The organism is Thermodesulfovibrio aggregans (assembly GCF_001514535.1).
Lineage (GTDB): Bacteria > Nitrospirota > Thermodesulfovibrionia > Thermodesulfovibrionales > Thermodesulfovibrionaceae > Thermodesulfovibrio > Thermodesulfovibrio aggregans.
Genome location: NZ_BCNO01000001.1, coordinates 225,788 through 250,079 on the forward strand (window position 1 = coordinate 225,788; position 24,292 = coordinate 250,079).

The window sequence follows — 24,292 nt, forward strand, 5'->3', positions numbered from 1 at the left end:
CAACTATTTGAAGATTTTTGAATTTTATCTCATAATATAAAAATGTACGAATTTTTACAAGCTATCCTTTTAATTTTTGGCATTTCAGGTTTAATAATTTATATTCTCGGTAAACTCAACATTCCCTCTATTGTAGGATTTTTAATTGCTGGAACAGTAATAGGTCCCTATGGTCTTGGATTTATTAAAAGTCCTCATGATGTTGAGATTATTGCTGAAATTGGAGTTATACTTTTGATGTTCACCATAGGAGTAGAATTTTCTCTTCCAAGACTGCTCTCTCTTAAGAGGGAAGTATTTCTATTCGGAGGTCTTCAAGTTATTTTAACTATTATTGTAATAACCATTTTGAGTCAATTCATACTGGATGTTTCTTTAAACAGCTCAATTTTCTATGGATTTATTGTAGCCCTCAGCAGTACAGCTATTGTTATGAAATTACTCGCTGATAAAGGAGAATTGAACTCCCCTCATGGCAAAATTTGTCTTGGAATTCTTCTTTTTCAGGATCTCTGTGTTGTTCCTCTCATGCTCTTTACCAATATTCTTTCTGGTAGCAGTGGAACATATTCTAATTTTTTCACTGTTATTATTAAATCATCGCTAATACTCTCAATTGTTTTTATATTCTCTCGATTAGCTGTACCTTACATTCTCCATGAAATTGTCAAGACAAGAAATAGAGAACTATTTATAATTTCAACAATACTTATCTGTCTTGGAACCGCCCTTTTTACATCAAAGTTGGGACTTTCGCTTGCTCTTGGAGCTTTCTTGGCTGGAGTAGTTATATCAGAGTCTGAATACTCTGCGCAGGCTATATCAGATATTCTGCCTTTTAAAGAGATATTTTCTGGCATTTTTTTCATATCAGTAGGAATGCTTTTAAATCTCGATTATGTAAGAACTAACTTATTGGAAGAATTTCTTATTGTGGGTGGTATTTTCTCTGTAAAAACAATGGTAGTTGCATTGATTATATACATTTTTATGCATTCATTAAAGTTGTCATTAAAATCTGCCTTTTCACTATCACAGATTGGAGAATTTTCTTTTGTATTAGCATTTACTGGAAAATCTCTCTCTCTCTTAGATGAAAATGCATATCAGAGTTTTATTTCGGCTTCAGTCATAACAATGCTACTTACTCCATTGATAATCAGGTATTCACCAAATATAGTAGATTCATTATCTAACAAGAAGTTTTTCAAATATTTTGAAAGGGCTAAAAAAATTAAAGAATCAGATATTGTCATCAAAAAATCAAATCATGTAATTATCATAGGTTTTGGTCTAAATGGAAGAAATCTTGCTAGAGTTCTTAAAGAGACGAATATACCATATGTAGTTTTAGAGCTTAATCCTGAAACAGTTAGAAAAATGAAAAAGAAAGGAGAACCCATATATTATGGAGATGGAACAAGTCAGGAAATATTACATAAACTCGGTATTAAAAGAGCTAAAGTCCTCGTTGTTGCTATATCAGATCCTTCTGCAACAAGAAAAATAGTTCAAATAGCAAAAACTGAAAACCCCGTTATACATATAATTGTCAGGACAAGATTTGTAACAGAGATTGAAGAGTTGAAAAAATTAGGAGCTGATGAAGTTATTCCTGAGGAGTTTGAAACGTCTCTGGAAATTTTTGCCAGAGTTTTACATTACTTTAGTGTGCCTAGAAATCAAATATTGCAAATGATAGAAAAAATAAGAGCAGAAGGTTATGAAATTTTAAGATTTGCCGACACTCCAAAAACTCGTGCAGGAATTGAGTGTGTTATTTTTGAAGGACTCGATATGGATAGTTTTTTAGTAGAAAAAGATTCATGGTTAATAGGACATTCTCTTAAATCTCTTAATATAAGAAATAGAGCAAAAGTTACAGTGATTGCTATTCAAAGAGGAAAAGAGACTATTTTAAATCCACCTGCTGATTTTGTTTTAAAAGAGGGAGATATAATAATCTATGTAGGCGAAAAAAAACAGCTGGTTGAAGCATTGAAATTTTTTCAGAAAAAAGATTAATTTTTATCTTATAAAATTAGTAAATATTTTTGCTTCCTTATCAGGCTTACTTATTATACTATTTCCATTTTCAATGAGTTTTAATGTCCATGCCATATTTTTCCCAAGTATTCTCATTATCTGCATACCTTCTTCATCTTTTAAAACTTCTCCTGGATTCATTCCAAATACTACATTCCAGTAATTAGACGATGGAACAATCATCTCTGCATAATGGAGATAATGCAAAAGTTGATCAAAAGTTGATACCCCACCTGAGCGTCTATCAGCTACAACAGCTACTCCGACTTTATGTCTAAACATTCCTCCATTTACGGATGCTACAAGAAAGGCTCTATCTAAAAAGCATTTAAATGTACCAGCTATGCCTGAAAAATAAACTGGAGAACCTAGTATAACACCATCAGATTCTTTTATTTTTTGAATCCATTGATTAACCTCATCATTAATTGAGCATTTTTCATCCTTATTTTTTGCACATCTATAACATGCAATACATCCCCTTATTTTCTTATTTCCAACATGAATTATTTCAACTTTTATTTTTTCTTTTTTTAACTCTTCAACTACCATTTTTATAGCATGATAAGTATTACCGTTTTTTCTTGGACTTCCATTAAAGGCTGTAACCTTCATTTTCACCCCTTCCTCCTCCCTTAATAAAATACGGAGAGGGAGGGATTCGAACCCTCGGTGGAGCTTTTAGACCCCACACGCGATTTCCAGTCGCGCCCGTTCGGCCACTCCGGCACCTCTCCAATGATTATTTATTTTAGCATTTAAGAGATTATATTTTCAAAAAATGTAATTAATTTCTCTTCATTTTTCTTTAAAAATTCTTCAAGTTCCTCTCTGTTTAGAGGACTGCATGCATCAGGTTCTGAACTGTCAACTTTTACAAGCATTATTCTTTTAATTTTACCTTCAAGAATGGCAACACACATAACAATGTTGTCAATTGTGAATTCTATTTCTTCAAATTCACTTAGATCATCAGGTATTCTTTCACAATAAAGACCACAGTTCTGTAAGAATTTAAAATCTTTGATTTTTTCAGTATTAACTGTTTTCCCTATATATTTTTTAAACTTATCCATAAATGAATCCCTTAAAATAAAAGAGGAGCCTCTTAGATGAGACTCCTCTTTATGCAAAATTAAATATTAAGACTTTTTGTGACATTCATTACACTTTGTTGGTGCTGCTTTTCCAGCCTCGTTTTCCTTTTTATGGCAATCTATACAGTTCTTGTGATATGCATCCATTGCCTTTGGTGCATTGTCTTTTGCCTCTGCAACATCATGACATGTTGTGCATTTCTGAGCCTTTTCAGCAGGATTTGCATCCTTGTGGTGACAGACTTTGCAATCCACCTTATAATTTTCAATATGTTTCTTGTGCGTAAAATCAACTGGTGGGAACTTTCCACCATCCCAATGTAACTTGTAAACATCCTGAGGCTGAGCATAGACAAAGGAAATAGCAAATAGAAAACTAGCAGCAATAAGAACCATCAATCCTTTTTTAGATTTCATCCTCTTTCACCTCCTTTCGTTAATTTTTATAATTTTCACACTATTCATGTTCTTCTTCGTAACCTGTAAACATAGCCTTAATATGTGCCATTGGTGTGTGTCCTAGTGTGGCAAGGTAGAAATGGACAATTATAAAGGCACTGAAGAATATCCAAAGAGCTGTATGAATGAGTGTAGCAATCTGTATTCCACCAATGAGTTTAGCCAATGAACCGAAAAGCTCTGGATCCCAGAGAATCAAGCCTGTAATAATTTGTAATGGTATAAGAAGTGCCATTATCATTAAATAGGAGATTTGTTGCATTGGATTAAATTTATTTTCAGGTGTTGGATGATGAGGATTTTTATCGCCTACCATTATTCCATATCCATAATATTTAGCCTGTCTTATTGAATTTTTTATAAATTCCACAGGTCTCCAGAAAGGTGGTACGTAGATTTTGAATAGTTTACCCGATAAAAGATAGTACAATAGCCATATAAAATAGTTTGCAAGCAATATAAAACCAAGCCAGCTATGAATTTGAACAGCAGTTTCAAAGCTCATCAATCCCATTGAGTCAACAAATCTTATTTGAGCACCTGTAATTATAAGTATTATGAAACCTATTGCATTTATCCAATGCCAGATTCTGACTGGTAATGGATGAAGATAAATTTTCTTCATTATTTACCTCCTTTTCTTTTTCTTCTAATTGGTGCTGTTAAAATTCTGAGAGTTATGTGTCCTACTGGAACAGCAATACCGCCAAGAAGAGCTACGAAGAACAGAATGTCAAGAATTTTTATTTTAGTCAGACCTAATACATAGAAGTCTTTGATATTTGGTATTGCATAGGCTGAGTTTAAGGCTTTTCTGTCAAGTTCTAATTTTATAGGTTTTGTTCCTTCTTGGTTAATCTCAAGTTTCGACTTAAATTGAGCACCTGAAGAATGGCAGTAAGAGCAGTCTTTTATTGATTTTTCTTTTGACTCTATTTTATGAGCATCATTGGGATTTAAAACATCAATTCTACCTGAAAGATTTGCTTTTGACTTTGCTTTTACCGTTGACATAAATTTCCAGAGTTCATCTTGCTGAACTGTTTCATCATTATTGTAATCAATTTTAGCTTTCACACCTTTTATATCTATGCCAAATATCTTTGCAACTTCTGAATTTGTTAATGGTTTTTTATTAGCCCTATCAAAAAGTGTAAGATAGATTGCTTTTTCAGCTTTTGTATGGCAGGAAGCACAGGATGCAGAATTAAAATGGGCATCTACAAAAGTTGTTAATCTCAGAGGTGGATTCCATAGCCATTTTGTATGGGTTGATTTTGCATCTTTGTGGCATTTAATACAGGAATCCCCTAATTTTGCAATGTTTGTTGGCAGTACATCATGGGAGTTATGACAGGAAGCACAGTTTGGTGCATTTTGTTTTCCTTGAATTATTGCCTGTTGATGTACACTTTCTTTAAAGGCTTTGCCAGAATCACTGTGGCATTTTATGCAGAGTTCTGAACTTGCCATTTTGTCTTTAGTAATGTATGTCACTTTATGATAATCATGGCATTTAACACAATCAGGAGATTGCTGATTACCCTTTTTAAGAGCTTCTGCATGAATACTTATATCATATTTCTTAACTGCGTCCTGATGACAGTTATTGCAGATATCTTTTGCTTTTGTTCTGTAATCTTTTATAGAGTCAAAAGTTCTTATAGGATGCTCACTTCTGGAAAATTCTTTGTGGCAATCTGTACATTTAAGTTTTTTATGAACAGAACTTAAAATATCGTTTTCTTTTACCTGCACTGATAATGTTTCTCCGTTTTTCATTTTCATCACAATGCTACTGCTATGACATTTCAAGCAATACTGATTTTCGGGAAGAGATTTAACAACCTTGGCTGATTTTACTCCATGGTACCCATGGCATTCAATACATGATGCTGTTTTTGTAAGAGCATAATGGGCTGGATTTTTCTGAAGTTCTTTATCAGTATGACATTTTGTACAAATTGCAGTCATTTTAGTTCTATACTCTGCTTTATTTTTGTAATCATATACAGGATGATTTACCTTTGAAAAATCACTGTGACAGACAAGGCATTGAAATTTACCATGAACAGATTTTTTAATTTCATCCTCATTAACCTTAAGAGAAATCTTCTCTTTACTTGGCAGAGTCTTGCTTATATTAAATTTATGGCAACTTATACAGTATTCATTAAAAGATGCTTTCTTTTTCCAATCTTTCATTGAATCAATGTAATGGGAGCCATGACATTCTGCACAGAGAACTTCACCTTTTTTTACAATTTGTCCATGCATTTTAGGTTTCATCAAAGCATCTTGTGGATGACAGGTTAAGCAATTTTTTGAAAATTCTTTTGTGTATACCCTCTTATCAGCAATTTTTTTGGGTCTAGGATGATTTTTTAATGTAATATCTGGATGACAGGATGAACAATCAAGACTTCCATGAACAGATTTTTCAAATTTTGCACCATCAATATAAAGGGAGAGTGTTTCGCCATTTTCTAATTTTTTCTGGAAGCTTTTCATCCCATGACATCGCAAACAGGATTTTACATCGTCAGAAACTGCTTCTTTAACTGGAATAAAATATGAAAGAAGAAAGCATAAGATAATCACACCGCAAATTAAAATCCCTCTCATCCCTCACTCCTTTACCCGAATTTTAAATGTTTGGGACATTATACCACAACATCAAGAGAATATCAATAATTTGTAACAGATGGGTTTATAAAAATTTTTAAAAAATTTGATAATTATTTTTTATAGAGAGGATCTTCGCAGATATTTTTTAAACAGTAGTTTACGGCTTCTTCAATTTGAGAGGCTGTTTTTTCTGAAAACCCAATTAATGCTTTACTACCAATAAATGTAACAGGAACTCCTGTTGGATTTATTTTGTAAGCTTTTGACATTGTTTTGAGAAGTTCTACTGATGCAGGCACTGATACATCATAATCTTTAATTTGAAGCGAAGGATACTTTTTCTTTAACTCAGATAAAAAAATTTTTTCCTTTGCGCAGTAGGGACATCCTTCTGCCCAGAAAAGATAAAGAATGACAGGTTTTTTGTCTTTGCAATCGGCAATTCCAATAAATAAAAAAAGAATTATAAAGGCAGGCACGATGAATTTTTTCAAGCAACTCATAGAAAAATATATCACAGATATGATAAATTAATCAATTATTAACTCAAACTTCTTTGGAGGAATAATGCTCAACAAACTAAATGAGAAGGTGTGGAATTTTTTTTCCTCTGTTGACCTTGCAGTAGCTTTGTTTATAATTATTTCATCTGGAGCTGCTATTGGTACAATTATTCCTCAAAGCATTGAGCCTGAGCCAATTATTAAGTTTTTTTCAAAGTTCATGTCCATTTCATCTGCTCATAAAGTATATGAAATAATTAGCCTTTTTGATCTTAACAATGTTTATCACAGTTGGTGGTTTATATTTTTACTGTTCATGTTTGCACTAAATTTAATTGTTTGTTCCATTGATAGACTACCTTCACTTCTAAAATCCTTCAAAACCTCTCCAAAGCCTTATCCAATGCAGATACTTGAGAATATGCCAGTAAAAAAAACATTAAAAATAAACGATGATAAGATATTGGACAAAATTAAAGAAATCTTTCAAAATAGAGGATTTTCGACACATATATTTGAAACTCAGGAAGGTCTTCAAATCCATGCGAAGAAATGGACTAAAACAAGACTTGCAGTATATCTAACTCACCTAAGTATCCTTATAATTCTTGCTGGAGCTCTAATAGGAAGCTTTTTTGGTTTTAGAGGTTCTATGAACATAGTTGAAGGAACAGGTCTTAATTTTGTGATTTCTGATGATGGTAAAGCGATTCCACTTGATTTTGAAGTAAGATGTGAAAAATTTGAGGCAGAATACTATGAAAACTCTTCAATGCCCAAAGCTTATAGAAGCTATATAAAAATTATTGAAAATGGTAAACCTGTAATGGAAAACATTGTAATTGAGGTAAATCAACCTTTTACTTACAAAGGAATTACATTTTATCAAGCAAGCTATGGATTTCAACCAACTGAGCATGCCGAATTCAGGTTTACATATTTTGATAAAACAGGCAAAGAATTTAATATAAACGCTCATTTTGAGGAAAAGTTTAAAATTCCTCAAACTTCGGTAACTGCTTCTGTTACAGATTTTTCTCCTGCTTTGGGAGTAGATGAAGAAGGAAAACTCTTTAATATGACTTCAGATATGATTAATCCCGCTGTTTTGGTAACTTTTGAAGAAAATGGGAAGAAAACTCAACAGTGGATTCTAAAAAGAATTCCTGAGACATGGCAAACTCCCTATGGAACACTTAGATTTAACGAACTATGGGGTGCCCAATTTACAGGACTGCAGGTAAGAAAAGACCCAGGGGTACCTTTAATTTACATAGGTTCAATTTTGATGTGCATTGGTCTTTTTATATGCCTTTTCTTAAGACCTGTTAATTACTTTGTAGTAATAAGCAAAAATCAGATAAACTTTTATTGTCCAACATCAAAGGGAATAGTTGAAAGACAAATTGATGAGATAATAAAAAAGCTTAAAGGAGAACAACTATGAGCTACCAGATTATATCTATTGCAGGACTTCTTTACATGCTTGCAATGCCCGGTTATATTGTTTATCTCCTTACGAAAAATAAAAAAATAGGTATTGTTGCAACAGGAGTGCTCTCTGCTGGAACTCTAATCCATATTTATGGATTCATTCAGAGATTTAAAGAGATGTATTCAATAAATCATTCAATTATGAGAAGTATTCCCATAACTAATCTGTACGAAAGTTTGATTTTTTTTGTTTTGTGTATGGTAGCAGGTTATCTTTTCATTGAGTGGAAATATAAAAATAAGAGTTTTGGAGTTTTTGTTTCAATTATAGCTGGTATAACAATTGGCTTAACTGATGTGCTTGGAGTAACAAAGGAAGTACAGCCTCTTGTTCCTGCTCTTAAAAGTAATTGGTTGCTAGCACATGTTGCTTTGAGTTTTATATCTTATGCAGCCTTTGCGATAAGTTTTATCACAGCCATTCTTCATGTGATAATGGACACAGAAAACAAAAAATCTTTTAAATACATTTTTTCAACATCAATTCTGGGCTTTATGGTTTTTTTGTTTATATCGTTAATATTTGATAGTCTTTCAGCATCAAATCCTAAATCAGTAAAAATCTTTCATACAACTTTAGGAAGTTCTTCATTGATAATATCTACTTTAAGCTGGATAGCACTATTAGTAACTGTTTTTCTATTCTGGAAGTTTGGCGATTTAATAAAAAAAGCCCTTCATAGTCTAAAGATTAATTCACAATTTCTTGAAGATTTGACATATAAAGGAATAGCATTTGGTTTTCCAATATTTACCATAGGAGGATTGGTTTTTGGAGCAATATGGGCTGATCAGGCTTGGGGAAGATACTGGGGATGGGATCCAAAGGAGACGTGGTCGTTGATAACATGGTTTGTTTATGCATTCTATCTTCATGCAAAATTTATAAGAGGATGGAAAGGTACGAAGATATCAATGATAGCTGTAATAGGCTTTCTTGTAACAATTTTTACCTATCTTGGAGTAAATCTATTTTTAAGCGGGCTACATTCATACGGAAGTATGTAATTCATGATTATACTTGGAATTGATACATCCTGTGATGACACATCAGTTGCAATTTTAGAGAATAGAAAAATTTTAAGCAACATTGTGTCATCTCAGATTAAGTTTCACAGCAAATATGGTGGTATTGTGCCTGAAATAGCCTCTCGTAAACACATTGAATGGATATGGGATGTTACTGAGAGAGCTCTCAATGAAGCAAAAGTGAAATTAAATGATGTTGATCTTATAAGCGTATGTCATGGTCCTGGTTTAATTGGGTCTTTATTAGTTGGGCTTTGTTTTGCTAAAGCTTTAAGTTATGCATCTCATAAACCTTTAATTGGAGTAAATCATCTTGAAGGACATATTCAGGCAATTTTTTTAGAAGAAAAGTTTCCAGAGTTTCCATTTTTAACTCTTATAGTTTCAGGGGGGCATACTTCTCTTTACAGGGTCGATGATTTTGGAAAATATAAAGAGCTTGGAAGAACCCGTGATGATGCTGCAGGGGAAGCCTATGACAAAGTAGCAAAAATGCTCGGACTTGGTTATCCTGGCGGACCAGTAATTGATGCACTAGCCCAGAATGGAGATGTAGAAAAATTTAATCTTCCAAGACCTTATCTACAGGGAACACTAGATTTTAGCTTTAGTGGATTAAAAACAGCAGTTAAGGTACTTTTAAGAAATCTTGGTTATGAAGAAGAGTTTCCACCTGAGGAAATAAAAAGGGATATTTCAGCAGCTTTTCAGGCTTCAGTTGTTGATGTATTGATTGAAAAAGTAAGATGGGCAGGAGCTATGGAAAATTTAAAAAGGGTTGTTATAACAGGTGGAGTTGCTGCAAATAGTGAGTTAAGGAAAAGAGCTCAGATGATAGAAGATTTAGAAGTATATCTTCCTTCAAAATCCCTTTGCACAGATAATGCTGCAATGATAGCTGTTGCAGGATATCATAGATTTCTAAGAGGTGAAAAATCCGATCTTTATTTAAATGCAAGAGCCTATTTACCGTTATAATAAGAGGATAAATTAAGAAGGAGGTAAAAAATGAAAATTATTCTTGCTTATTCAGGAGGACTCGATACTTCAGTTGCAATTAAGTGGTTAAAGGAAAAATATAATGCTGAGGTAATTGCTTTTTGTGCTGACATCGGACAGGAAGAAAACTTTGAGGAGATATCTAAAAAAGCATTAAGTACAGGAGCATCAAAAGTTTATATTGAGGATTTAAGGGAGGAATTTGTAAATGACTATATATTTCCCATGTTAAGAGCAAATGCAGTATATGAAACAGGTTATCTTATGGGAACATCTATTGCAAGACCTCTGATAGCAAAAAAACAAATTGAAATTGCTATAAAAGAAAATGCAGAAGCAGTAGCTCATGGAGCTACTGGTAAAGGAAACGATCAGGTAAGATTTGAATTAACATATTATGCTCTAAAACCTGATATCAAGGTAATTGCGCCATGGCGTGAGTGGGAGTTTGACTCCCGTAGTAGTCTTATTGAATATGCTCAAAAACATAATATTCCTGTGCAGGCTACAAAGGAAAAACCTTACAGTATTGACAAAAATCTTTTCCACATAAGTTATGAAGGAGGAATACTTGAAGATCCTTGGAGAGAGCCTCCAGAAGATATGTATTCAATGGTAATTCCACCTGAAAAAGCTCCTGATAAACCAGTTTATATTGAAATAGACTATGAAGAAGGTAATCCAGTTGCACTTAATGGTGAAAAACTTTCAGGTGTAGAGCTATTTCAGAAGCTTAATAGAATTGCTGGAGAAAATGGAATTGGGAGAGTAGATATTGTTGAAAATCGTTATGTTGGAATTAAATCAAGAGGAGTATATGAAACGCCTGCTGGAACAGTTTTACATATTGCCCATAAAGCAATTGAGTCAATAACAATGGACAGAGAGTTGATGCATCTTAGAGACAGCCTTATACCGAAATATGCTGAACTTATTTACTACGGATACTGGTTTTCACCTGAAAGAGTCGCTTTGCAGAAATTGATTGATGAAACCCAGAGAAATGTTAAAGGTACAGTAAGACTTAAACTTTATAAAGGTAATTGTATAGTTACAGGAAGAAAGTCACCCTACTCTCTCTATAGCCAGGAACTTGCTACTTTTGAAAAAGACCAGATTTACAACCAAAAAGATGCTCAGGGATTTATTAAAATTAATGCGTTAAGATTAAGAATGTTGAAAAATGTTTAATGAAGAAGTTAGACTTTATCTTGCATTAAACGAAATAAAAGATCTGGGTTCTGTTCTTGTAAAAAGACTTATTACAAAATTTAACTCGGCAGAAAATATTTTCAGTGCAACTATTGAGGAACTTGCTGAGATTGACGGAATAGGAATACAGAGAGCAAAAAGAATAAAAGAATTCAACAAATGGAATGAAATAGACCGAATAATAAATCTTTGTGAAAAAAGACAAATTAAGATTTATTCATTAAATGATGAAGAATATCCCAAGTATTTGAAAGAGATTTACGATCCACCGGTGGTTTTATTCTGTAAAGGAGAGATAAAACCTGAAGATCATTTTGGATTGGCAATTGTTGGTTCAAGAAAATTGAGTGAATATGGTAGAAGAGTAACAGAGCAATTAGCATCTCAAATTGCTCAATGTGGTATTACCATTGTAAGCGGACTTGCAAGAGGAATTGATTCAGTGGCACACAAATCAGCTATTTCCAATGGTAGTAGAACTATTGCTGTTTTAGGTAGCGGAGTTTTAAATATTTACCCACCGGAAAATAGACTTTTAGCAGAAAAAATCATCCACAATGGTGCAATTTTAAGTGAGTTCTATCCTGAGGAAGGACCAAAAAAGGAAAATTTTCCAAGGAGAAATAGAATAATAAGTGGAATGTCAATTGGAACAGTTGTTACTGAAGCTTCGATAAATTCTGGAGCTCTAATTACCGCATCTTTTGCTTTAGAACAGGGAAGAGAAGTTTTTGCTGTTCCAGGAAATATTAATTCAAAAAATTCTGAAGGTACAAATTATTTGATTCAAAAAGGAGCAAAACTTGTTACAAAAGTTGAGGACATACTTGATGAAATAATGCATTTTATTCCATCATTAAAAAAGCAATATAAAACTGAAACAGTTGAATTAGATAGTGAAGAAAGGGATATATTTAATATATTAGATGAACTGCTAACAACAGATGAGATAGTTTTAAGGACAGGTATAAGTATAACAAAAGTTCTTGAAATACTTCTCAGACTTGAAATAAAAGGATTGATTACAAAAATAGAAGGTAAATACACGAGGAGGATTTAGATGAAACTTCTTGATTATCTAAGAGTTCTTGCAAGACAGTTAATTGACAATGACTACAGCGAGGAGACTCTAAAAGATATATCTCTCGTCGAAATTGATTTACATCAGATAAAAGAGGAGCTTAATTTCATTGAAGGGAGTGAACTTCTCGAGCTTGAAGAAATTGATATGATAAGGGCTCTTCTTGCTTATCTATTGATGAGGGAGACCGATCTACACGAAGATGATATATACAGCTTTATTTTCAGTAAAGGAAAACAAATAATATGGAACTAAAAGGAAAAAATCTTATAATTGTCGAATCACCTGCAAAAGCGAAAACAATCAATAAAATTGTAGGGAAAGATTTTCAGGTAAAGGCATCAATTGGACATATTAAAGACCTTCCAGAGGACAGACTTGGTGTTAATATAGAAAAAGGATTTGAGCCTGAGTACATTATAATTCCAGGAAAAGAAAAAGTCGTAAAAGAACTAAGAGAGTCTGCGAAATATGCAAAAAAAATATTTATTGCCACTGATCCTGATAGAGAAGGAGAAGCTATAGCCTATCACATTGCAGAAGAAATAAAGACTTCAGGAGTTCCAGTTTATAGGGCAATCTTTAATGAAATCACTCCAACTGCCGTAAAAAAGGCAATTGAAAATCCGTCAAAGATAGATTTAAACAAAGTATATTCTCAACAGGCAAGAAGAATTCTTGACAGACTTGTTGGTTACAACTTGAGTCCTTTTCTCTGGAAGAAGGTTAAAAAAGGGTTAAGTGCTGGAAGGGTTCAATCTGTTGCTTTACGAATGGTTGTTGAAAGAGAAAAGGAAATACTTACATTTCAGCCCACAGACTACTGGACAATACATGGTGAATTTGAAAGTGACGGGAAAAAACTTAATGCCAATTTACATAAGTACAGAGGTAAACTTGTCGTTGACAGAAAAGATGAAGAAGCAAAATTTCTAATTACTGTTGAAGAAGAAGCTCAAAAAATTATAGATGAACTTAAAGGATTAGATTACTATCTGTCAAAGATTGAAAAGAAAAGAAAAAAGAAAAATCCACCAGAGCCTTTTAGAACCGCAACACTTCAACAGCAGGCTTCGTCAGTACTAGGTTTTTCTCCCAAGAAAACCATGTTAATTGCTCAACAACTTTACGAAGGAATTGATATAGAAGGCAGTAGAGTTGGATTGATTACATATATGAGAACAGACTCTGTAAGAGTTGCTCAGGAAGCAAAACAGTGGGCAAAAAAAATTATTGAGGGAACTTTTGGTAAAGAATTTATCGGTACAGACACAGGCAAACAGACTAAAAAAACAACAACACCTATACAGGATGCCCATGAATGTATAAGACCTACTTATCCTGATAAAACACCAGACGTTGTCAAGAAATATCTTACAAAGGAACAATACTCTTTATATAAACTTATATGGGACAGATTTCTTGCCAGCCAGATGAGCCCCGCTGAGATTGAACAAACTACATATATAATTGAAGACAAAGACAGTACTGCCCAATTCAGAGTAAGTGGTTCAGTTATTGTATTTCCAGGATTTCTTGTTCTCTATAAAGATGAAGAAAGTGAGCAAGATACAATATTGCCTTCTTTGAAAGAAAAATCTCAATTAAAACTTATTGATGTTACATCAGAAAAACATACGACAGAACCTCCTCCAAGATATACAGAGGCAACACTTGTTAAAGCCCTTGAAGAGAAAGGTATTGGCAGACCTTCTACCTATGCTACTATACTAAGTACAATTCAGGAAAGAGATTATGTAAGAAAGATCAAAAATAGGCTATATCCAACCTATCTCGGTTTTGTTGTAAATGACCTTCTTGAAGAAAAGTTCCCTGAGTTGATGGATTATAACTTTACTGCAAAAATGGAAGAAGATCTTGATAAAATCTCCCTAAACGAAGTTAAGTGGAATAAAGTAATTGAAGAATTTTATAGAGAATTTGAGAAAGATCTTGAGGAAGCTCTAAAAACTTCCAGAAGAACAAAACCCAGAGAAATCATGACAGAAGTCATATGCGACAGGTGCGGTAAAAATATGGTTATAAGATGGAGCAAAGGATTACCATTTTTAGCTTGTTCCAGTTATCCTTCCTGTAAAAATTCCAGATCATTAAGCAAATCTGAAAATGGTAATGAAGCAAAACCAACGGACAAAATATGTCCAGAATGTGGGGCTCCACTGGTGATAAGAAATGGCAGAAGAGGTGAATTTATTGCCTGTTCAAAATATCCTGAGTGTAAATATACTCAATCAATTACTGCTGAGATAAAGTGTCCCCAATGCGGTGGAGATATTTTGAAAAAACAAACTAAAAAAGGCAGAAGTTTCTGGGCTTGTTCAAATTATCCAGAGTGTAAATTTACACTATCTTTTGAACCAGTAGCAGTGGAATGTGAAAAATGCAAAGCTCCTTACATGTTGAAAAAGAAAGACAAAAATGGTGAAGAATTTTTAATTTGCCATAATCCATCCTGTAAATGTAAAATAGAATTAAACGAAAACTCAGCTGGGACCGACCCTGCGCAGCAGAAGGATGTGAACCCCGCCAGGTCCGGAAGGAAGCAACGGTAAGCATTCCATTCTGCGTGCCGCAGTAAGTCGGTCCCTTTTTAAGGAATTTAAGATGGCATATCTGGGCCTAGCAAGAAAATACAGACCTCAAAAGTTTTCTGATCTAACAGGACAAGAAGTAGTTGTAAAAATACTTGAAAATTCATTAAAAGCTGGAAAGATCTCTCATGCCTATATTTTTTCAGGTCCTAAAGGAGTTGGCAAAACATCAACAGCAAGGATTCTTGCAAAAGCATTAAACTGTACAGGCCATCAGCCAAGACCCTGCAATGAATGTCCTTCCTGCCTTGCAATAAAAGAAGGTAGAGCTATGAGTGTTATAGAAATAGATGCTGCATCTCATACATCAGTGGAAAACATTAGAGATTTAAGAGAGAATATAAGATATGCCTCTGCAGAAGGGCTTTATAAAGTTTACATAATTGATGAGGCTCACATGTTGAGTCAAGCAGCCTTTAATGCTTTTCTTAAAACTTTGGAAGAACCTCCTCCTCATGTGGTATTTGTTTTAGCAACAACTGAACCAAGAAAAATTCCTCTAACTGTTTTAAGTAGATGTCAGCATCTTCAATTTAAAAGAATCCCTGTTAATTTAATAAAACAACGACTTCAATTTATTTGTATGCAAGAAAATATTGATATTACTGAAGAGGCACTTCATATCATTGCAACAAATGCTGAAGGTAGCATGAGAGATGCTTTAGTATTGCTTGATCAAGTAACATCATTTACAGATAAAGTCACACAGGAAGATGTAAATCTTCTGATTGGTGGAGCAGATACAGGGCTACTTTATGAGCTTACAGAATCCTTAATTGAGGGAGAAAAGGAAAGAATTATTTTGCAGATAGAAGAACTAAATAGTATTGGAACTGACTTCAAAAGGCTGACAACAGATTTAATTAATTTTCTGAGAAATATACTTGTATGTAAAATCACGAAAAATTTTAAACTTTATGTAACTGAATCAGAGACAGAGCTAATTACAAAATTGAGTAAGAAGACATCGGAAGAGCATCTTATTCTTCTCATAAAAGAATTAATTAATTCTGAGTTGGCAATAAAAAATTCGTTTTTCCCGAGAATTATTTTCGAGATAACTCTTCTCAAACTTAGCCTGCTGTCACACTTCAGAAATATTGATGAAACCATAAGAGAGGTAAACAAAAGAGTGTCTGTGGATAATGCAATTCCTCCTACATCTTTATCTCAAAATACAGAGAATTTAGTTGAGAAAGAAAAATCTTTACCAGAAAGCACATTAAAATTAAAAGAAACAATCTGGCAGGAATTTCTTGAAAAGCTTGAAGTTCAGAATCATCTGCTTGCTACGAAAATTAAACATGCTGAAGTAATTTTTGAAGATAATGAAATTCATTTAATTTACAATGGTGGTGCTGCTCTTTATGCTGAATCTTTAAAAGAAAATTTATCGGTAATCCAAAATTTATTGAAAGAATCAGGTTATGATGGTAAGATAGTTATACGGACTGTAGAGAATTTAAATACACATCAGTCAAGGGAAGATTTAACTAAGGAAGTTATTAATCATCCTCTTGTTAAAAAAACTTTGCAGCTTTTTGATGGAAGAATTTTTAATATAATACCTAAAAAAGGAGGAGGAGATGTCTAAAAAGATGTTTGGAGAGATAATGAGGCAAGCTCAAAAAATTCAGGAAGAAATTCAGAGAAAACAGGAAGAGATAAAAAAGATGACAGTTGAAGCAACAGCAGGCGGAGGAATGGTTACAGTTCAAGCAAATGGAGCAGGAGAAATTATTTCAGTAAAGATTGATAAAGAAGTTGTAAATCCTGATGATGTAGAAATGCTTGAAGATTTAGTTCTTGCTGCGGTAAATGAAGCATTAAAAAGAGCTCATGAACTTGCACAAAGCGAGATGGCTAAAGTTTCTCTACCGTTCAATCTTCCAGGAATGCCTGACCTAAGCAGTATTTTTGGAAGATTATGAGTAATCCTATAGAGAAACTTATTGAAAATCTTTGCAAACTTCCGGGGATTGGTAGAAAAACTGCTCAGAGACTTGCTTTTTTTATAATGAGCATGCCACAGCAAGAAGCTATTGATATAGCACAGGCAATTATAAATCTGAAAAAAAACGCTAAATACTGCTCTGTTTGTTTTAACATTACGGAGCAGGAAAAATGCAATATATGCAGTAATCCTGAAAGAGATCAATCTATAATATGTGTAGTAGAAGAACCAAGCAATATAGTTTTATTTGAAAAAACTGGATATAAGGGTACATATCATGTTCTTGGAGGAAATATATCTCCTGTTGATGGATTAACTCCAGATAAGTTAAAGATAAAAGAGCTTGAAGAGAGAGTTAAAACAGGTCAGATCAAAGAAGTTATAATCTCAACAAGCCCAAATACAAAAGGAGAGCTTACAGCACAATGGATCGCTGATATGTTAAAAAAATACGACATTAAAATATCAAGAATTGCCTATGGGCTTCCTATAGGGATTGACATTGAGTTTGCAGATGAAGTAACATTGTCAAAAGCTTTAGAAGGAAGGAAGCCTGTGAATGTATGAAGAGCTAAAAAAAAGAAGATTAGAGCTTGAAAAAACATTAGAGGAAATTGCTGAAGAGACGAAGATAAAGAAGTCTTACTTGCAGTTCATAGAAGAAGGTGATTTTGATAAATTACCAATTGCAGTATACACAAGAGCATATATTATAACCTATGCGAAAAATCTTGGAGTCGATCCATCAGCTATTTTAAAAGATTATGAAAATTATCTCCAATCAAAACAAAATACTAAAAGAGAAATCGAACTAAATGACATAGAATCGTCCGATCAAAAAACATCTTTTTTCAAAAAGTTACCAAACTGGAGTATAACCTTAGCGGTCATATTTATAGTTTTTTTTATAGTTTTTCTACTTATCAAATCTGAGAGAAAAGAACAAATCTTACCTCCCCCACCCCCTGTAAAGCAAGAGACGAACTCAGAAATATCAAAAATTGAGGAAAAAATAGAAACAAACATGTCTCAACAGGAATCTCCAGTAAAAGAACAAAAACTTATAATTGAAACTTCTGATAAAGTGTGGATGAGAATAACCATAGATGATAGGGACAAGAGAGAGTTTCTTCTCAATCCAGGACAAAAGATACAACTTCAAGCTAATAAATCTTTCAGACTTCATATAGGAAATGCTGGAGGAGTTAAAGTTTTATTTAACGGTAAAGACATGGGAAAAATTGGAGAAACCGGTCAGGTAGTATATCTCAATCTTCCACAGGAGAAAAATTGAAGGGAGAAAATCTATTAGAATTTATTAGAAAATCTGATAAACCTCTAAGTTTCAAAGAAATAGCAGAGGCTTTTGGACTAAAATCTTCTGAAAGAAAAAAGTTAAAGCGCCTTCTTAAAGACCTTGTCACTCAAGGAAAGATTTTGAGAAATCGAAAAGGACTTTACTTGCCTGTTAAGGAAGTACAACTAATAACAGGCTTTTTTGAGGCTCACAGAAATGGATATGGCTTTGTAATTCCTGACTCTCCCAGTGAAAGAGATATATTCATCCCTCCCCATGCGACAATGGGAGCAATGCATGGAGACAGAGTTGTTGCAAGGCTTGAACAGAGAAGGAAAAGAGAAGGAAGAATAATAAGAATACTTGAAAGAGCTGTAAAAAGAGTTGTTGGTTTAGTAGAAAAATCAGGTCCAATTTTTTATATTCAACCAAGAAATAAAAATATAAATCAACAGATTGTTATTGCACCAGGAGAAATTAAAGTTAAACCAGGAGATATTGTTCTTGCTGAGGTTACAACCTATCAATCAATAAATAAACCTTTAGTTGCAAAAATAATTAAAGTTTTTGAAAAACCCAAAAACTCCAGACAAGATATTGAAATACTTACCTATGAATATGATTTACCAAAAAAGTTTCCTAATGATGTGATTACTGCTTCGGAAGAAATTTCTTCCAAAGGTATTTCAAAAAGACAGTTTAAAAACAGAGTTGATCTAAGAGAACTTCCCACAGTAACCATAGATGGAGAAAATGCAAAGGATTTTGACGATGCTGTCTCTATAAAGAAAACAAGAAACGGTTTTATACTCTGGGTTCACATAGCTGATGTAAGTCATTATGTAAAATGGAACTCTACCATAGACATAGAAGCAAGACAAAGAGGAACAAGCGTTTATTTACCAGACCGTGTAATACCTATGCTTCCTCCAGCATTGAGTGAAAATATATGCAGTTTACTTCCAAAAACTCCAAGACTTACCTTTACAGTAGAAATGCATTTCAGTAACTCAGGAGAAAGAAAGGAAACTCTTTTTTATCCCAGTATAATCCAGACTGTAGAGAGAATGACCTATACTTCAGTTAAAAAAATTTTAATTGATAAAGATGCAGAAGAGATTAAAAGATATAAAAGCCTTGTACCTCATTTTGAAAGAATGGCTGAACTTTGCGAAATACTTAAGAATAAAAGAAAAAAAAGAGGTAGCCTCGATTTTGATCTTCCCGAACCAGAGGTTTTACTTGACATAAAAGGAGATCCTCAGGCAATAATTAAAGCTGAAAGAAATCTTGCTCACTTTATAATTGAAGAATTCATGATAGCAGCAAATGAGGCAGTTGCAGAGTTTTTATATTCCAAAAATGTTCCATGCCTTTACCGTGTTCATGAAGAACCTGAACCCAATAAAATTCAATATCTTACTAAAATTATCAAAAATTTGGGCATTTTAAAAGAAGACTTGAAGCCATCTAAGTTTCATGAATTCATCGGAGTAGTCAAAGGTACTCCCTATGAAGAGATAGTGAACTATCTAATTTTAAGAAGTTTAAAACAAGCCCGTTATAGTCCAGAAAATGTTGGACATTTTGGATTGGCATCAGAATGTTATACTCATTTTACCTCACCTATAAGAAGATATCCTGACCTCATTGTTCACAGAATTTTAAAGGAATTTTTACAAAAAGAAAAAATATCAAAAGAAAGAAAAAAGGAGCTTGAAGAGATTCTGCCCGATATTGCCATTCATAGTTCAAGAATGGAAAGAAGAGCTGATTCTGTTGAAAGAGATTCTATTCAAATAATGAGAGTGTGGTTTATGAAAGACAAGGTTGGAGAAGAGTTTAATGGAAAAGTTACAATGGTTAGTCCAGAGGGATTAAGAGTAAGACTTGAAGAATATTATATTGAAGGATTCTTGCCTATTTCTTACATGACTGACGATTTTTATCAATTTGATGAAAAAAAATACTGCCTGATGGGCTTGAAGAAAAAAAGAAAGTTTACAATTGGCACGTCTTTACAAATTAGAGTTTCAAAAGTAAACATTGATGAAAGAGAGATAATTTTTGAACTTCTGTGAAATAGAGAAAATTCTCAGTTTTAGAAGATTAAATATAAATAAATTGATAAACTCAAAAAATCCTCTATTTTCAGGAAAGACCACGTAAGTTCTGGAATTTTTCTTTTAATGCCTTTTCAACAATTGGGGGGACAAGGTTTTTTACAGAGCCTCCAAAATATGCAATTTCTTTAACAATACTGGAAGAAAGAAAAGAATATTCTTCAGAAGGCATTAAAAATACTGTTTCGGCCTCTTTAAAAAGTCTGCGATTGGCATGAGCAAGTTGAAGTTCAAACTCATAGTCTGACACTGCTCTTAACCCTCTCACAATAGCTACAGCTCCTTTTTCTTTTAAAAAATCAACAAGAAGACCATCAAAGGATTCAACTTTTAAATTTTTAAGTCCCTTTGTTGTTTCCTTTATAAAATGAACTCTCTCTTCCACAGTAAAAACAGGATTTTTTTTATAACTTGACACTGCAACAGCAACTATAAGTTCATCAAAAATTTTAAGTGCTCTTTTGATGACATCAAGATGTCCATTTGTTATAGGATCAAATGTTCCCGGATAAATTCCTATTTTTTTCACTCTTCCCTCCTATAAACAGTTAAAAGAGTATCACCGTATTTGTAGCATTTGTGTATCTTGAGAGCTTTAAGTTTTTCCCTTAATGATTCTTTTTTATAATGTTGCAGTATCAATAAGCCATTTTCTTTAACAAGAAGTTTTTTTTCGAATACTTTGAATAATCTTTCCAGTTCTCCTGATTCATATGGAGGATCTGCAAAAATTATGTCATATGCTCTGGAACTCTGTTCAAGAAAATGCACTGCATCCAGATTGTAAACTTTTGCTTTATCTGAAAGTTTCTTTTTCTGGAGGGTGTTTTTTATAAAAATGCATAAAACAGGATCTTTTTCTACAAATATTACCTCACAGGCACCTCTTTTTAAAGCTTCCATGCCAACTAAGCCCTTACCTGCATAGAGGTCAATAAATGTTTTGTCCTGTACATCTTTTAAAATGTCAAAAATAGCCTTTCTAACAATTGCAGGAGTTGGTCTTACTGTTTTTTGAACCATTTTTTTATTCCCTTATTTCTGGATTTGTAAAGTATTTTTCTGGCAAACTATAGTCTAAAATTTTTACTTTTCTTCCTTCTACCTTAAGTCTTCCTTCAGCAAAAAGTCTTATTGCTTCAGGATAAATTTTATGTTCAAGCTTTAGGATTCTCTCAGAAAGGCTTTCTTCTGTATCCTCAGGATGAACTGGCACAGCTGCCTGAATTATTATTGGTCCTGTATCAACTCCTTCGTCAACAAAATGAACAGTGCAACCACTTATTCTAACTCCATAATCAACTGCCTGTTTCTGACCATGCAATCCTGGAAATGATGGAAGAAGAGCTGGATGGATGTTCATAATTCTATTTGGAAAAGCATCAAGCAGAGGTTTTTTAACTATTCTCATAAATCCTGCCAGAACTACAAGTTCTACACCTTTTGATAAAAGTTCATCTCTTATTTTTTCATAAAAGGCTTCCTTTGAAGAAAAGTCTTTTGGATTGACATAAAGATAAGGTATTCCATGTTTTTTAGCTCTCTCTATTGCATATGCCTCTGGATTGTCAACAATAAGAATTTCTATTTTTGCTTGAAGCTTGCCAGCTTCAATCTCATCAATTATCGCCTGAAAATTAGAACCTCTTCCTGATGCTAAAACTCCTATTTTAAGCATTTTTAAACCTCCTCAAAACGAAATTCATGAATAAAATCAACAACTTTTTTCAATACATCAACATTGGTATTAATATTAACCCCATGACCAAGATTAAAAATATGAGATTTTGCAGAATTTCCATCAATTAACACATTTTTTACTCTTTTTAAAATCTCATCTTCTCTACCAAGAAGAACAAGAGGATCAAGATTACCCTGAATAGGTCTATAATTAAGATAAAAACAGGCATCCTTTATATCAACTCTCCAGTCAAGACTAAAAACATCAAATTCTAAATCTTTAATTTGATTAAGAAGTCCTGATGTATTTGAACAATAATAGATTAAAGGAACAGACATAGATATTTGCTTTAGTATTTTTTCTAAATAGGGTTTGCAGAATATTCCATAATCAAAAGGAGAGAGAATCCCAGCCCATGTATCAAAAATCTGTACTGCATGAACTCCAGCATTTATTTGCTCAATGAGATACTTAGTTGTTGCCTCTGTAAGAGTCTCCATAAGCCTATGAAAGTTTTGGGGTTCTGAAAAGATAAATCTTTTTGTATTAACAAAATCCTTTGAAGAACCTCCTTCAATCACATATGTTGCGAGAGTGAATGGTGAAGCAGAAAAACCTATCAGAGGAACATCAAGTTCTTTTATTAAAATTTTAATTGTCTCAAAAACAAAATCTACGGCTGATAGATCAAATTCTTTTAAATTTTTTAAATCAAACCCTGTTCTTATAACAGGTGAAACCTCTGGACCTTTATCTATAAAATCTATTTTCAAACCCATTGCTTCAAGAGGTATCAAGATATCTGAAAAAAGGATAGCTGCATCAACATTTAAAATCTTTACAGGCTGAAGTGTCACTTCTGCTGCAATTTCAGGAGTTTTGCACATTGTAAGAAAATCATATTTTTGCCTTATTTTTTGATACTCTGGCATATATCTTCCTGCCTGTCTCATAAACCATACAGGAGTATATGAAGGTCTTATACCCTGACAGGCTTTTAAAAAGGCATCTTTCATCTATATCTCCTTGGAATGTATTTACATTGCGGATCTTCTTCCATGTAATCTTCCTTTAGACAATAAGCACGGGCTCTACATCCTCCACAAACATTTATATACTCACAAACTCCGCAACGGCCCTTGTATGAAGCAAAATCTCTTAAGTCTTTAAATAATTTTGAGTTTTCCCATATCTCTCTGAAACTCTGTTTTTTTAAATTACCCGCTGGCAAAGGAAAATAACTACAGGGCATTACATCTTCATCAACATTTATAAGACATATTAACTGAGCTGCCACACATCCTTTTGCTCCTCCAGTTGAAAACTTAAGAGACCTTCTTTCAAATTTTTCACCCTCTTCTTTTGATCTCTCTAAAATTACTCTATAATACTGGGGAGCACATGTAGGTCTTACAAGTATTTCCTTTTCATTCTTTTCCATCTCATAGTGCCAGTGAAGTATCTCTTCATAGTCTTTGTCATCTATGAGTTCTTTCAGTAAATCCTCACCTCTTCCTGTTGGAACAATCATAAACATATACCATGCAGTAGCTCCAAGTTGCTTTGCAAGCTTGTAAGTTTCAGGTATTGTGTGCTGGTTCCTCTTCGTAAATGAAGAGTTAATCAAGAATGGAATATCATATTTTTTAAAAAGCTTTGCAGCATTTATTGTAGCCTTAAAAGCACCTTTTTGCTGACGAAAATCGTCGTGAGTTTTTTCATCAGGACCGTCAAGACTCAATGAAATCATTTTTATGTTGGCATCTTTAATTTTTTTACAAATCTCATCGTTAACCAGAGTGCCATTTGTAGCCATACATACTCTCAAACCCTTCTGATTACCGTATTCGGCAATCTCAAATATATCTTCTCTTAAAAGAGGCTCTCCTCCTGTAAGAACCAGAACCGGTTGAGCAAAGGAGGTTATATCATCTATTATTCTAAAGCATTCTTCTTTAACTGGATCAGGATGTTCTTTAACCACTTCTTCTGAAGAAGAACGACAGTGAATGCATCTTAGATTGCATCTACGGGTTATTTCCCAGGCTATCCATTTTGGCTCAAACTTCATTTTTTA

23 protein-coding genes, 1 tRNA gene, 1 other RNA gene and 1 pseudogene are annotated in these 24,292 nt (G+C 33.4%); 14 read left to right on the plus strand and 12 right to left on the minus strand.

The window, feature by feature from the left end:
• Positions 1 to 42: 42 nt before the first annotated feature.
• Positions 43 to 2,025, plus strand: coding sequence for a monovalent cation:proton antiporter family protein (locus TAGGR_RS01115; RefSeq protein ID WP_059175537.1), 1,983 nt, complete (start codon positions 43 to 45; stop codon positions 2,023 to 2,025).
• A gap of 3 nt (positions 2,026 to 2,028) precedes the next feature.
• On the opposite strand, the gene TAGGR_RS01120 is transcribed toward TAGGR_RS01115, so the two are convergent.
• The 7 genes from TAGGR_RS01120 to TAGGR_RS01150 all read right to left on the minus strand — a co-directional run bounded on the left by TAGGR_RS01120 (position 2,029) and on the right by TAGGR_RS01150 (position 6,733).
• A complete protein-coding gene (locus TAGGR_RS01120; protein WP_059176523.1) occupies positions 2,029 to 2,661 on the minus strand; it encodes a flavodoxin family protein in 633 nt (210 codons plus the stop codon).
• A 31-nt stretch (positions 2,662 to 2,692) separates the two neighbouring features.
• Positions 2,693 to 2,783: transfer RNA gene (locus TAGGR_RS01125), tRNA-Ser, on the minus strand.
• Positions 2,784 to 2,804: 21 nt separating this feature from the next.
• Positions 2,805 to 3,122 carry a hypothetical protein gene (locus TAGGR_RS01130; RefSeq protein ID WP_059175538.1) on the minus strand — a complete coding sequence of 106 codons (318 nt, stop codon included), beginning with the start codon at positions 3,120 to 3,122 and terminating at the stop codon, positions 2,805 to 2,807.
• A 66-nt stretch (positions 3,123 to 3,188) separates the two neighbouring features.
• Positions 3,189 to 3,560 (minus strand): cytochrome c3 family protein, encoded by a 372-nt coding sequence (locus tag TAGGR_RS01135; protein WP_059175539.1) that lies wholly within the window; start codon positions 3,558 to 3,560, stop codon positions 3,189 to 3,191.
• A 40-nt stretch (positions 3,561 to 3,600) separates the two neighbouring features.
• Positions 3,601 to 4,227, minus strand: coding sequence for a cytochrome b/b6 domain-containing protein (locus TAGGR_RS01140; RefSeq protein ID WP_059175540.1), 627 nt, complete (start codon positions 4,225 to 4,227; stop codon positions 3,601 to 3,603).
• A complete protein-coding gene (locus TAGGR_RS01145) occupies positions 4,227 to 6,227 on the minus strand; it encodes a cytochrome c3 family protein (protein WP_059175541.1) in 2,001 nt (666 codons plus the stop codon). The genes TAGGR_RS01140 and TAGGR_RS01145 overlap by 1 nt, the downstream gene beginning before the upstream one ends.
• Before the next feature lie 113 nt (positions 6,228 to 6,340).
• A complete protein-coding gene (locus tag TAGGR_RS01150; RefSeq protein ID WP_153000407.1) occupies positions 6,341 to 6,733 on the minus strand; it encodes a glutaredoxin family protein in 393 nt (130 codons plus the stop codon).
• Between the two features lie 64 nt (positions 6,734 to 6,797).
• Here TAGGR_RS01150 and resB point away from each other — a divergent pair, with 64 nt between their 5' ends.
• The 13 genes and pseudogenes from resB (at position 6,798) to rnr (ending at position 20,492) form a co-directional block, all read left to right on the plus strand.
• A complete protein-coding gene (gene resB, locus TAGGR_RS01155) occupies positions 6,798 to 8,180 on the plus strand; it encodes a cytochrome c biogenesis protein ResB (protein WP_059175543.1) in 1,383 nt (460 codons plus the stop codon).
• Positions 8,177 to 9,235: a c-type cytochrome biogenesis protein CcsB gene (gene ccsB, locus TAGGR_RS01160; protein ID WP_059175544.1), complete on the plus strand. Its 1,059-nt coding sequence runs from the start codon at positions 8,177 to 8,179 to the stop codon at positions 9,233 to 9,235. Before resB ends, ccsB begins: the two co-directional genes overlap by 4 nt.
• A 3-nt stretch (positions 9,236 to 9,238) precedes the next feature.
• Positions 9,239 to 10,234 (plus strand): tRNA (adenosine(37)-N6)-threonylcarbamoyltransferase complex transferase subunit TsaD, encoded by a 996-nt coding sequence (tsaD, locus tag TAGGR_RS01165; RefSeq protein WP_059175545.1) that lies wholly within the window; start codon positions 9,239 to 9,241, stop codon positions 10,232 to 10,234.
• Positions 10,235 to 10,264: 30 nt separating this feature from the next.
• Positions 10,265 to 11,446, plus strand: coding sequence for an argininosuccinate synthase (locus TAGGR_RS01170; RefSeq protein WP_059175546.1), 1,182 nt, complete (start codon positions 10,265 to 10,267; stop codon positions 11,444 to 11,446).
• Positions 11,439 to 12,527, plus strand: coding sequence for a DNA-processing protein DprA (dprA, locus tag TAGGR_RS01175; protein ID WP_059175547.1), 1,089 nt, complete (start codon positions 11,439 to 11,441; stop codon positions 12,525 to 12,527). The genes TAGGR_RS01170 and dprA overlap by 8 nt, the downstream gene beginning before the upstream one ends.
• Complete coding sequence (locus TAGGR_RS01180) at positions 12,528 to 12,803, plus strand: hypothetical protein (protein WP_059175548.1); 276 nt, start codon at positions 12,528 to 12,530, stop codon at positions 12,801 to 12,803.
• A pseudogene (gene topA / locus TAGGR_RS11110) lies at positions 12,794 to 15,037 on the plus strand (type I DNA topoisomerase); the annotation flags it as partial. The gene TAGGR_RS01180 and the pseudogene topA, both read left to right, overlap by 10 nt.
• A gap of 22 nt (positions 15,038 to 15,059) precedes the next feature.
• An RNA gene (ffs, locus tag TAGGR_RS01190) (signal recognition particle sRNA small type) lies at positions 15,060 to 15,158 on the plus strand.
• Positions 15,159 to 15,173: 15 nt separating this feature from the next.
• Complete coding sequence (dnaX, locus tag TAGGR_RS01195; RefSeq protein WP_059175549.1) at positions 15,174 to 16,754, plus strand: DNA polymerase III subunit gamma/tau; 1,581 nt, start codon at positions 15,174 to 15,176, stop codon at positions 16,752 to 16,754.
• Positions 16,747 to 17,091 (plus strand): YbaB/EbfC family nucleoid-associated protein, encoded by a 345-nt coding sequence (locus tag TAGGR_RS01200; RefSeq protein WP_082673509.1) that lies wholly within the window; start codon positions 16,747 to 16,749, stop codon positions 17,089 to 17,091. The genes dnaX and TAGGR_RS01200 overlap by 8 nt, the downstream gene beginning before the upstream one ends.
• Complete coding sequence (gene recR, locus TAGGR_RS01205; protein ID WP_059175550.1) at positions 17,088 to 17,681, plus strand: recombination mediator RecR; 594 nt, start codon at positions 17,088 to 17,090, stop codon at positions 17,679 to 17,681. Before TAGGR_RS01200 ends, recR begins: the two co-directional genes overlap by 4 nt.
• Complete coding sequence (locus TAGGR_RS01210; protein ID WP_059175551.1) at positions 17,674 to 18,408, plus strand: helix-turn-helix domain-containing protein; 735 nt, start codon at positions 17,674 to 17,676, stop codon at positions 18,406 to 18,408. Before recR ends, TAGGR_RS01210 begins: the two co-directional genes overlap by 8 nt.
• The gene (rnr, locus tag TAGGR_RS01215; protein ID WP_059175552.1) at positions 18,405 to 20,492 is read left to right on the plus strand and encodes a ribonuclease R; all 2,088 of its coding nucleotides are present in this window, start codon (positions 18,405 to 18,407) and stop codon (positions 20,490 to 20,492) included. The genes TAGGR_RS01210 and rnr overlap by 4 nt, the downstream gene beginning before the upstream one ends.
• 70 nt (positions 20,493 to 20,562) lie before the next feature.
• Here the strand turns inward: rnr and coaD are convergent, their stop codons facing one another.
• The 5 genes from coaD to TAGGR_RS01240 are packed head-to-tail and all read right to left on the minus strand — an operon-like array spanning position 20,563 to position 24,286.
• Positions 20,563 to 21,063 (minus strand): pantetheine-phosphate adenylyltransferase, encoded by a 501-nt coding sequence (gene coaD / locus TAGGR_RS01220; protein ID WP_059175553.1) that lies wholly within the window; start codon positions 21,061 to 21,063, stop codon positions 20,563 to 20,565.
• Complete coding sequence (rsmD, locus tag TAGGR_RS01225) at positions 21,060 to 21,557, minus strand: 16S rRNA (guanine(966)-N(2))-methyltransferase RsmD (RefSeq protein ID WP_059175554.1); 498 nt, start codon at positions 21,555 to 21,557, stop codon at positions 21,060 to 21,062. The genes coaD and rsmD overlap by 4 nt, the downstream gene beginning before the upstream one ends.
• Positions 21,558 to 21,561: 4 nt before the next feature.
• Positions 21,562 to 22,212, minus strand: a complete 651-nt coding sequence (gene purN / locus TAGGR_RS01230; protein ID WP_059175555.1) for a phosphoribosylglycinamide formyltransferase — start codon at positions 22,210 to 22,212, stop codon at positions 21,562 to 21,564.
• A gap of 2 nt (positions 22,213 to 22,214) precedes the next feature.
• Positions 22,215 to 23,231 carry a uroporphyrinogen decarboxylase gene (gene hemE, locus TAGGR_RS01235; RefSeq protein ID WP_059175556.1) on the minus strand — a complete coding sequence of 339 codons (1,017 nt, stop codon included), beginning with the start codon at positions 23,229 to 23,231 and terminating at the stop codon, positions 22,215 to 22,217.
• Positions 23,228 to 24,286 (minus strand): radical SAM/SPASM domain-containing protein, encoded by a 1,059-nt coding sequence (locus TAGGR_RS01240; RefSeq protein WP_059175557.1) that lies wholly within the window; start codon positions 24,284 to 24,286, stop codon positions 23,228 to 23,230. The genes hemE and TAGGR_RS01240 overlap by 4 nt, the downstream gene beginning before the upstream one ends.
• Between the last annotated feature and the right edge of the window lie 6 nt (positions 24,287 to 24,292).

What these genes read in the sequence shown, in the direction of transcription:
- TAGGR_RS01115 (WP_059175537.1), top strand. Translation starts at nt 43, where the DNA reads ATGTACGAATTTTTACAAGCTATCCTTTTAATTTTTGGCATTTCAGGT.
- TAGGR_RS01120 (WP_059176523.1), bottom strand. Translation starts at nt 2,661, where the DNA reads ATGAAGGTTACAGCCTTTAATGGAAGTCCAAGAAAAAACGGTAATACT.
- TAGGR_RS01130 (WP_059175538.1), bottom strand. Translation starts at nt 3,122, where the DNA reads ATGGATAAGTTTAAAAAATATATAGGGAAAACAGTTAATACTGAAAAA.
- TAGGR_RS01135 (WP_059175539.1), bottom strand. Translation starts at nt 3,560, where the DNA reads ATGAAATCTAAAAAAGGATTGATGGTTCTTATTGCTGCTAGTTTTCTA.
- TAGGR_RS01140 (WP_059175540.1), bottom strand. Translation starts at nt 4,227, where the DNA reads ATGAAGAAAATTTATCTTCATCCATTACCAGTCAGAATCTGGCATTGG.
- TAGGR_RS01145 (WP_059175541.1), bottom strand. Translation starts at nt 6,227, where the DNA reads ATGAGAGGGATTTTAATTTGCGGTGTGATTATCTTATGCTTTCTTCTT.
- TAGGR_RS01150 (WP_153000407.1), bottom strand. Translation starts at nt 6,733, where the DNA reads ATGAGTTGCTTGAAAAAATTCATCGTGCCTGCCTTTATAATTCTTTTT.
- resB (WP_059175543.1), top strand. Translation starts at nt 6,798, where the DNA reads ATGCTCAACAAACTAAATGAGAAGGTGTGGAATTTTTTTTCCTCTGTT.
- ccsB (WP_059175544.1), top strand. Translation starts at nt 8,177, where the DNA reads ATGAGCTACCAGATTATATCTATTGCAGGACTTCTTTACATGCTTGCA.
- tsaD (WP_059175545.1), top strand. Translation starts at nt 9,239, where the DNA reads ATGATTATACTTGGAATTGATACATCCTGTGATGACACATCAGTTGCA.
- TAGGR_RS01170 (WP_059175546.1), top strand. Translation starts at nt 10,265, where the DNA reads ATGAAAATTATTCTTGCTTATTCAGGAGGACTCGATACTTCAGTTGCA.
- dprA (WP_059175547.1), top strand. Translation starts at nt 11,439, where the DNA reads ATGTTTAATGAAGAAGTTAGACTTTATCTTGCATTAAACGAAATAAAA.
- TAGGR_RS01180 (WP_059175548.1), top strand. Translation starts at nt 12,528, where the DNA reads ATGAAACTTCTTGATTATCTAAGAGTTCTTGCAAGACAGTTAATTGAC.
- dnaX (WP_059175549.1), top strand. Translation starts at nt 15,174, where the DNA reads ATGGCATATCTGGGCCTAGCAAGAAAATACAGACCTCAAAAGTTTTCT.
- TAGGR_RS01200 (WP_082673509.1), top strand. Translation starts at nt 16,747, where the DNA reads ATGTCTAAAAAGATGTTTGGAGAGATAATGAGGCAAGCTCAAAAAATT.
- recR (WP_059175550.1), top strand. Translation starts at nt 17,088, where the DNA reads ATGAGTAATCCTATAGAGAAACTTATTGAAAATCTTTGCAAACTTCCG.
- TAGGR_RS01210 (WP_059175551.1), top strand. Translation starts at nt 17,674, where the DNA reads ATGTATGAAGAGCTAAAAAAAAGAAGATTAGAGCTTGAAAAAACATTA.
- rsmD (WP_059175554.1), bottom strand. Translation starts at nt 21,557, where the DNA reads ATGGTTCAAAAAACAGTAAGACCAACTCCTGCAATTGTTAGAAAGGCT.
- purN (WP_059175555.1), bottom strand. Translation starts at nt 22,212, where the DNA reads ATGCTTAAAATAGGAGTTTTAGCATCAGGAAGAGGTTCTAATTTTCAG.
- hemE (WP_059175556.1), bottom strand. Translation starts at nt 23,231, where the DNA reads ATGAAAGATGCCTTTTTAAAAGCCTGTCAGGGTATAAGACCTTCATAT.
- TAGGR_RS01240 (WP_059175557.1), bottom strand. Translation starts at nt 24,286, where the DNA reads ATGAAGTTTGAGCCAAAATGGATAGCCTGGGAAATAACCCGTAGATGC.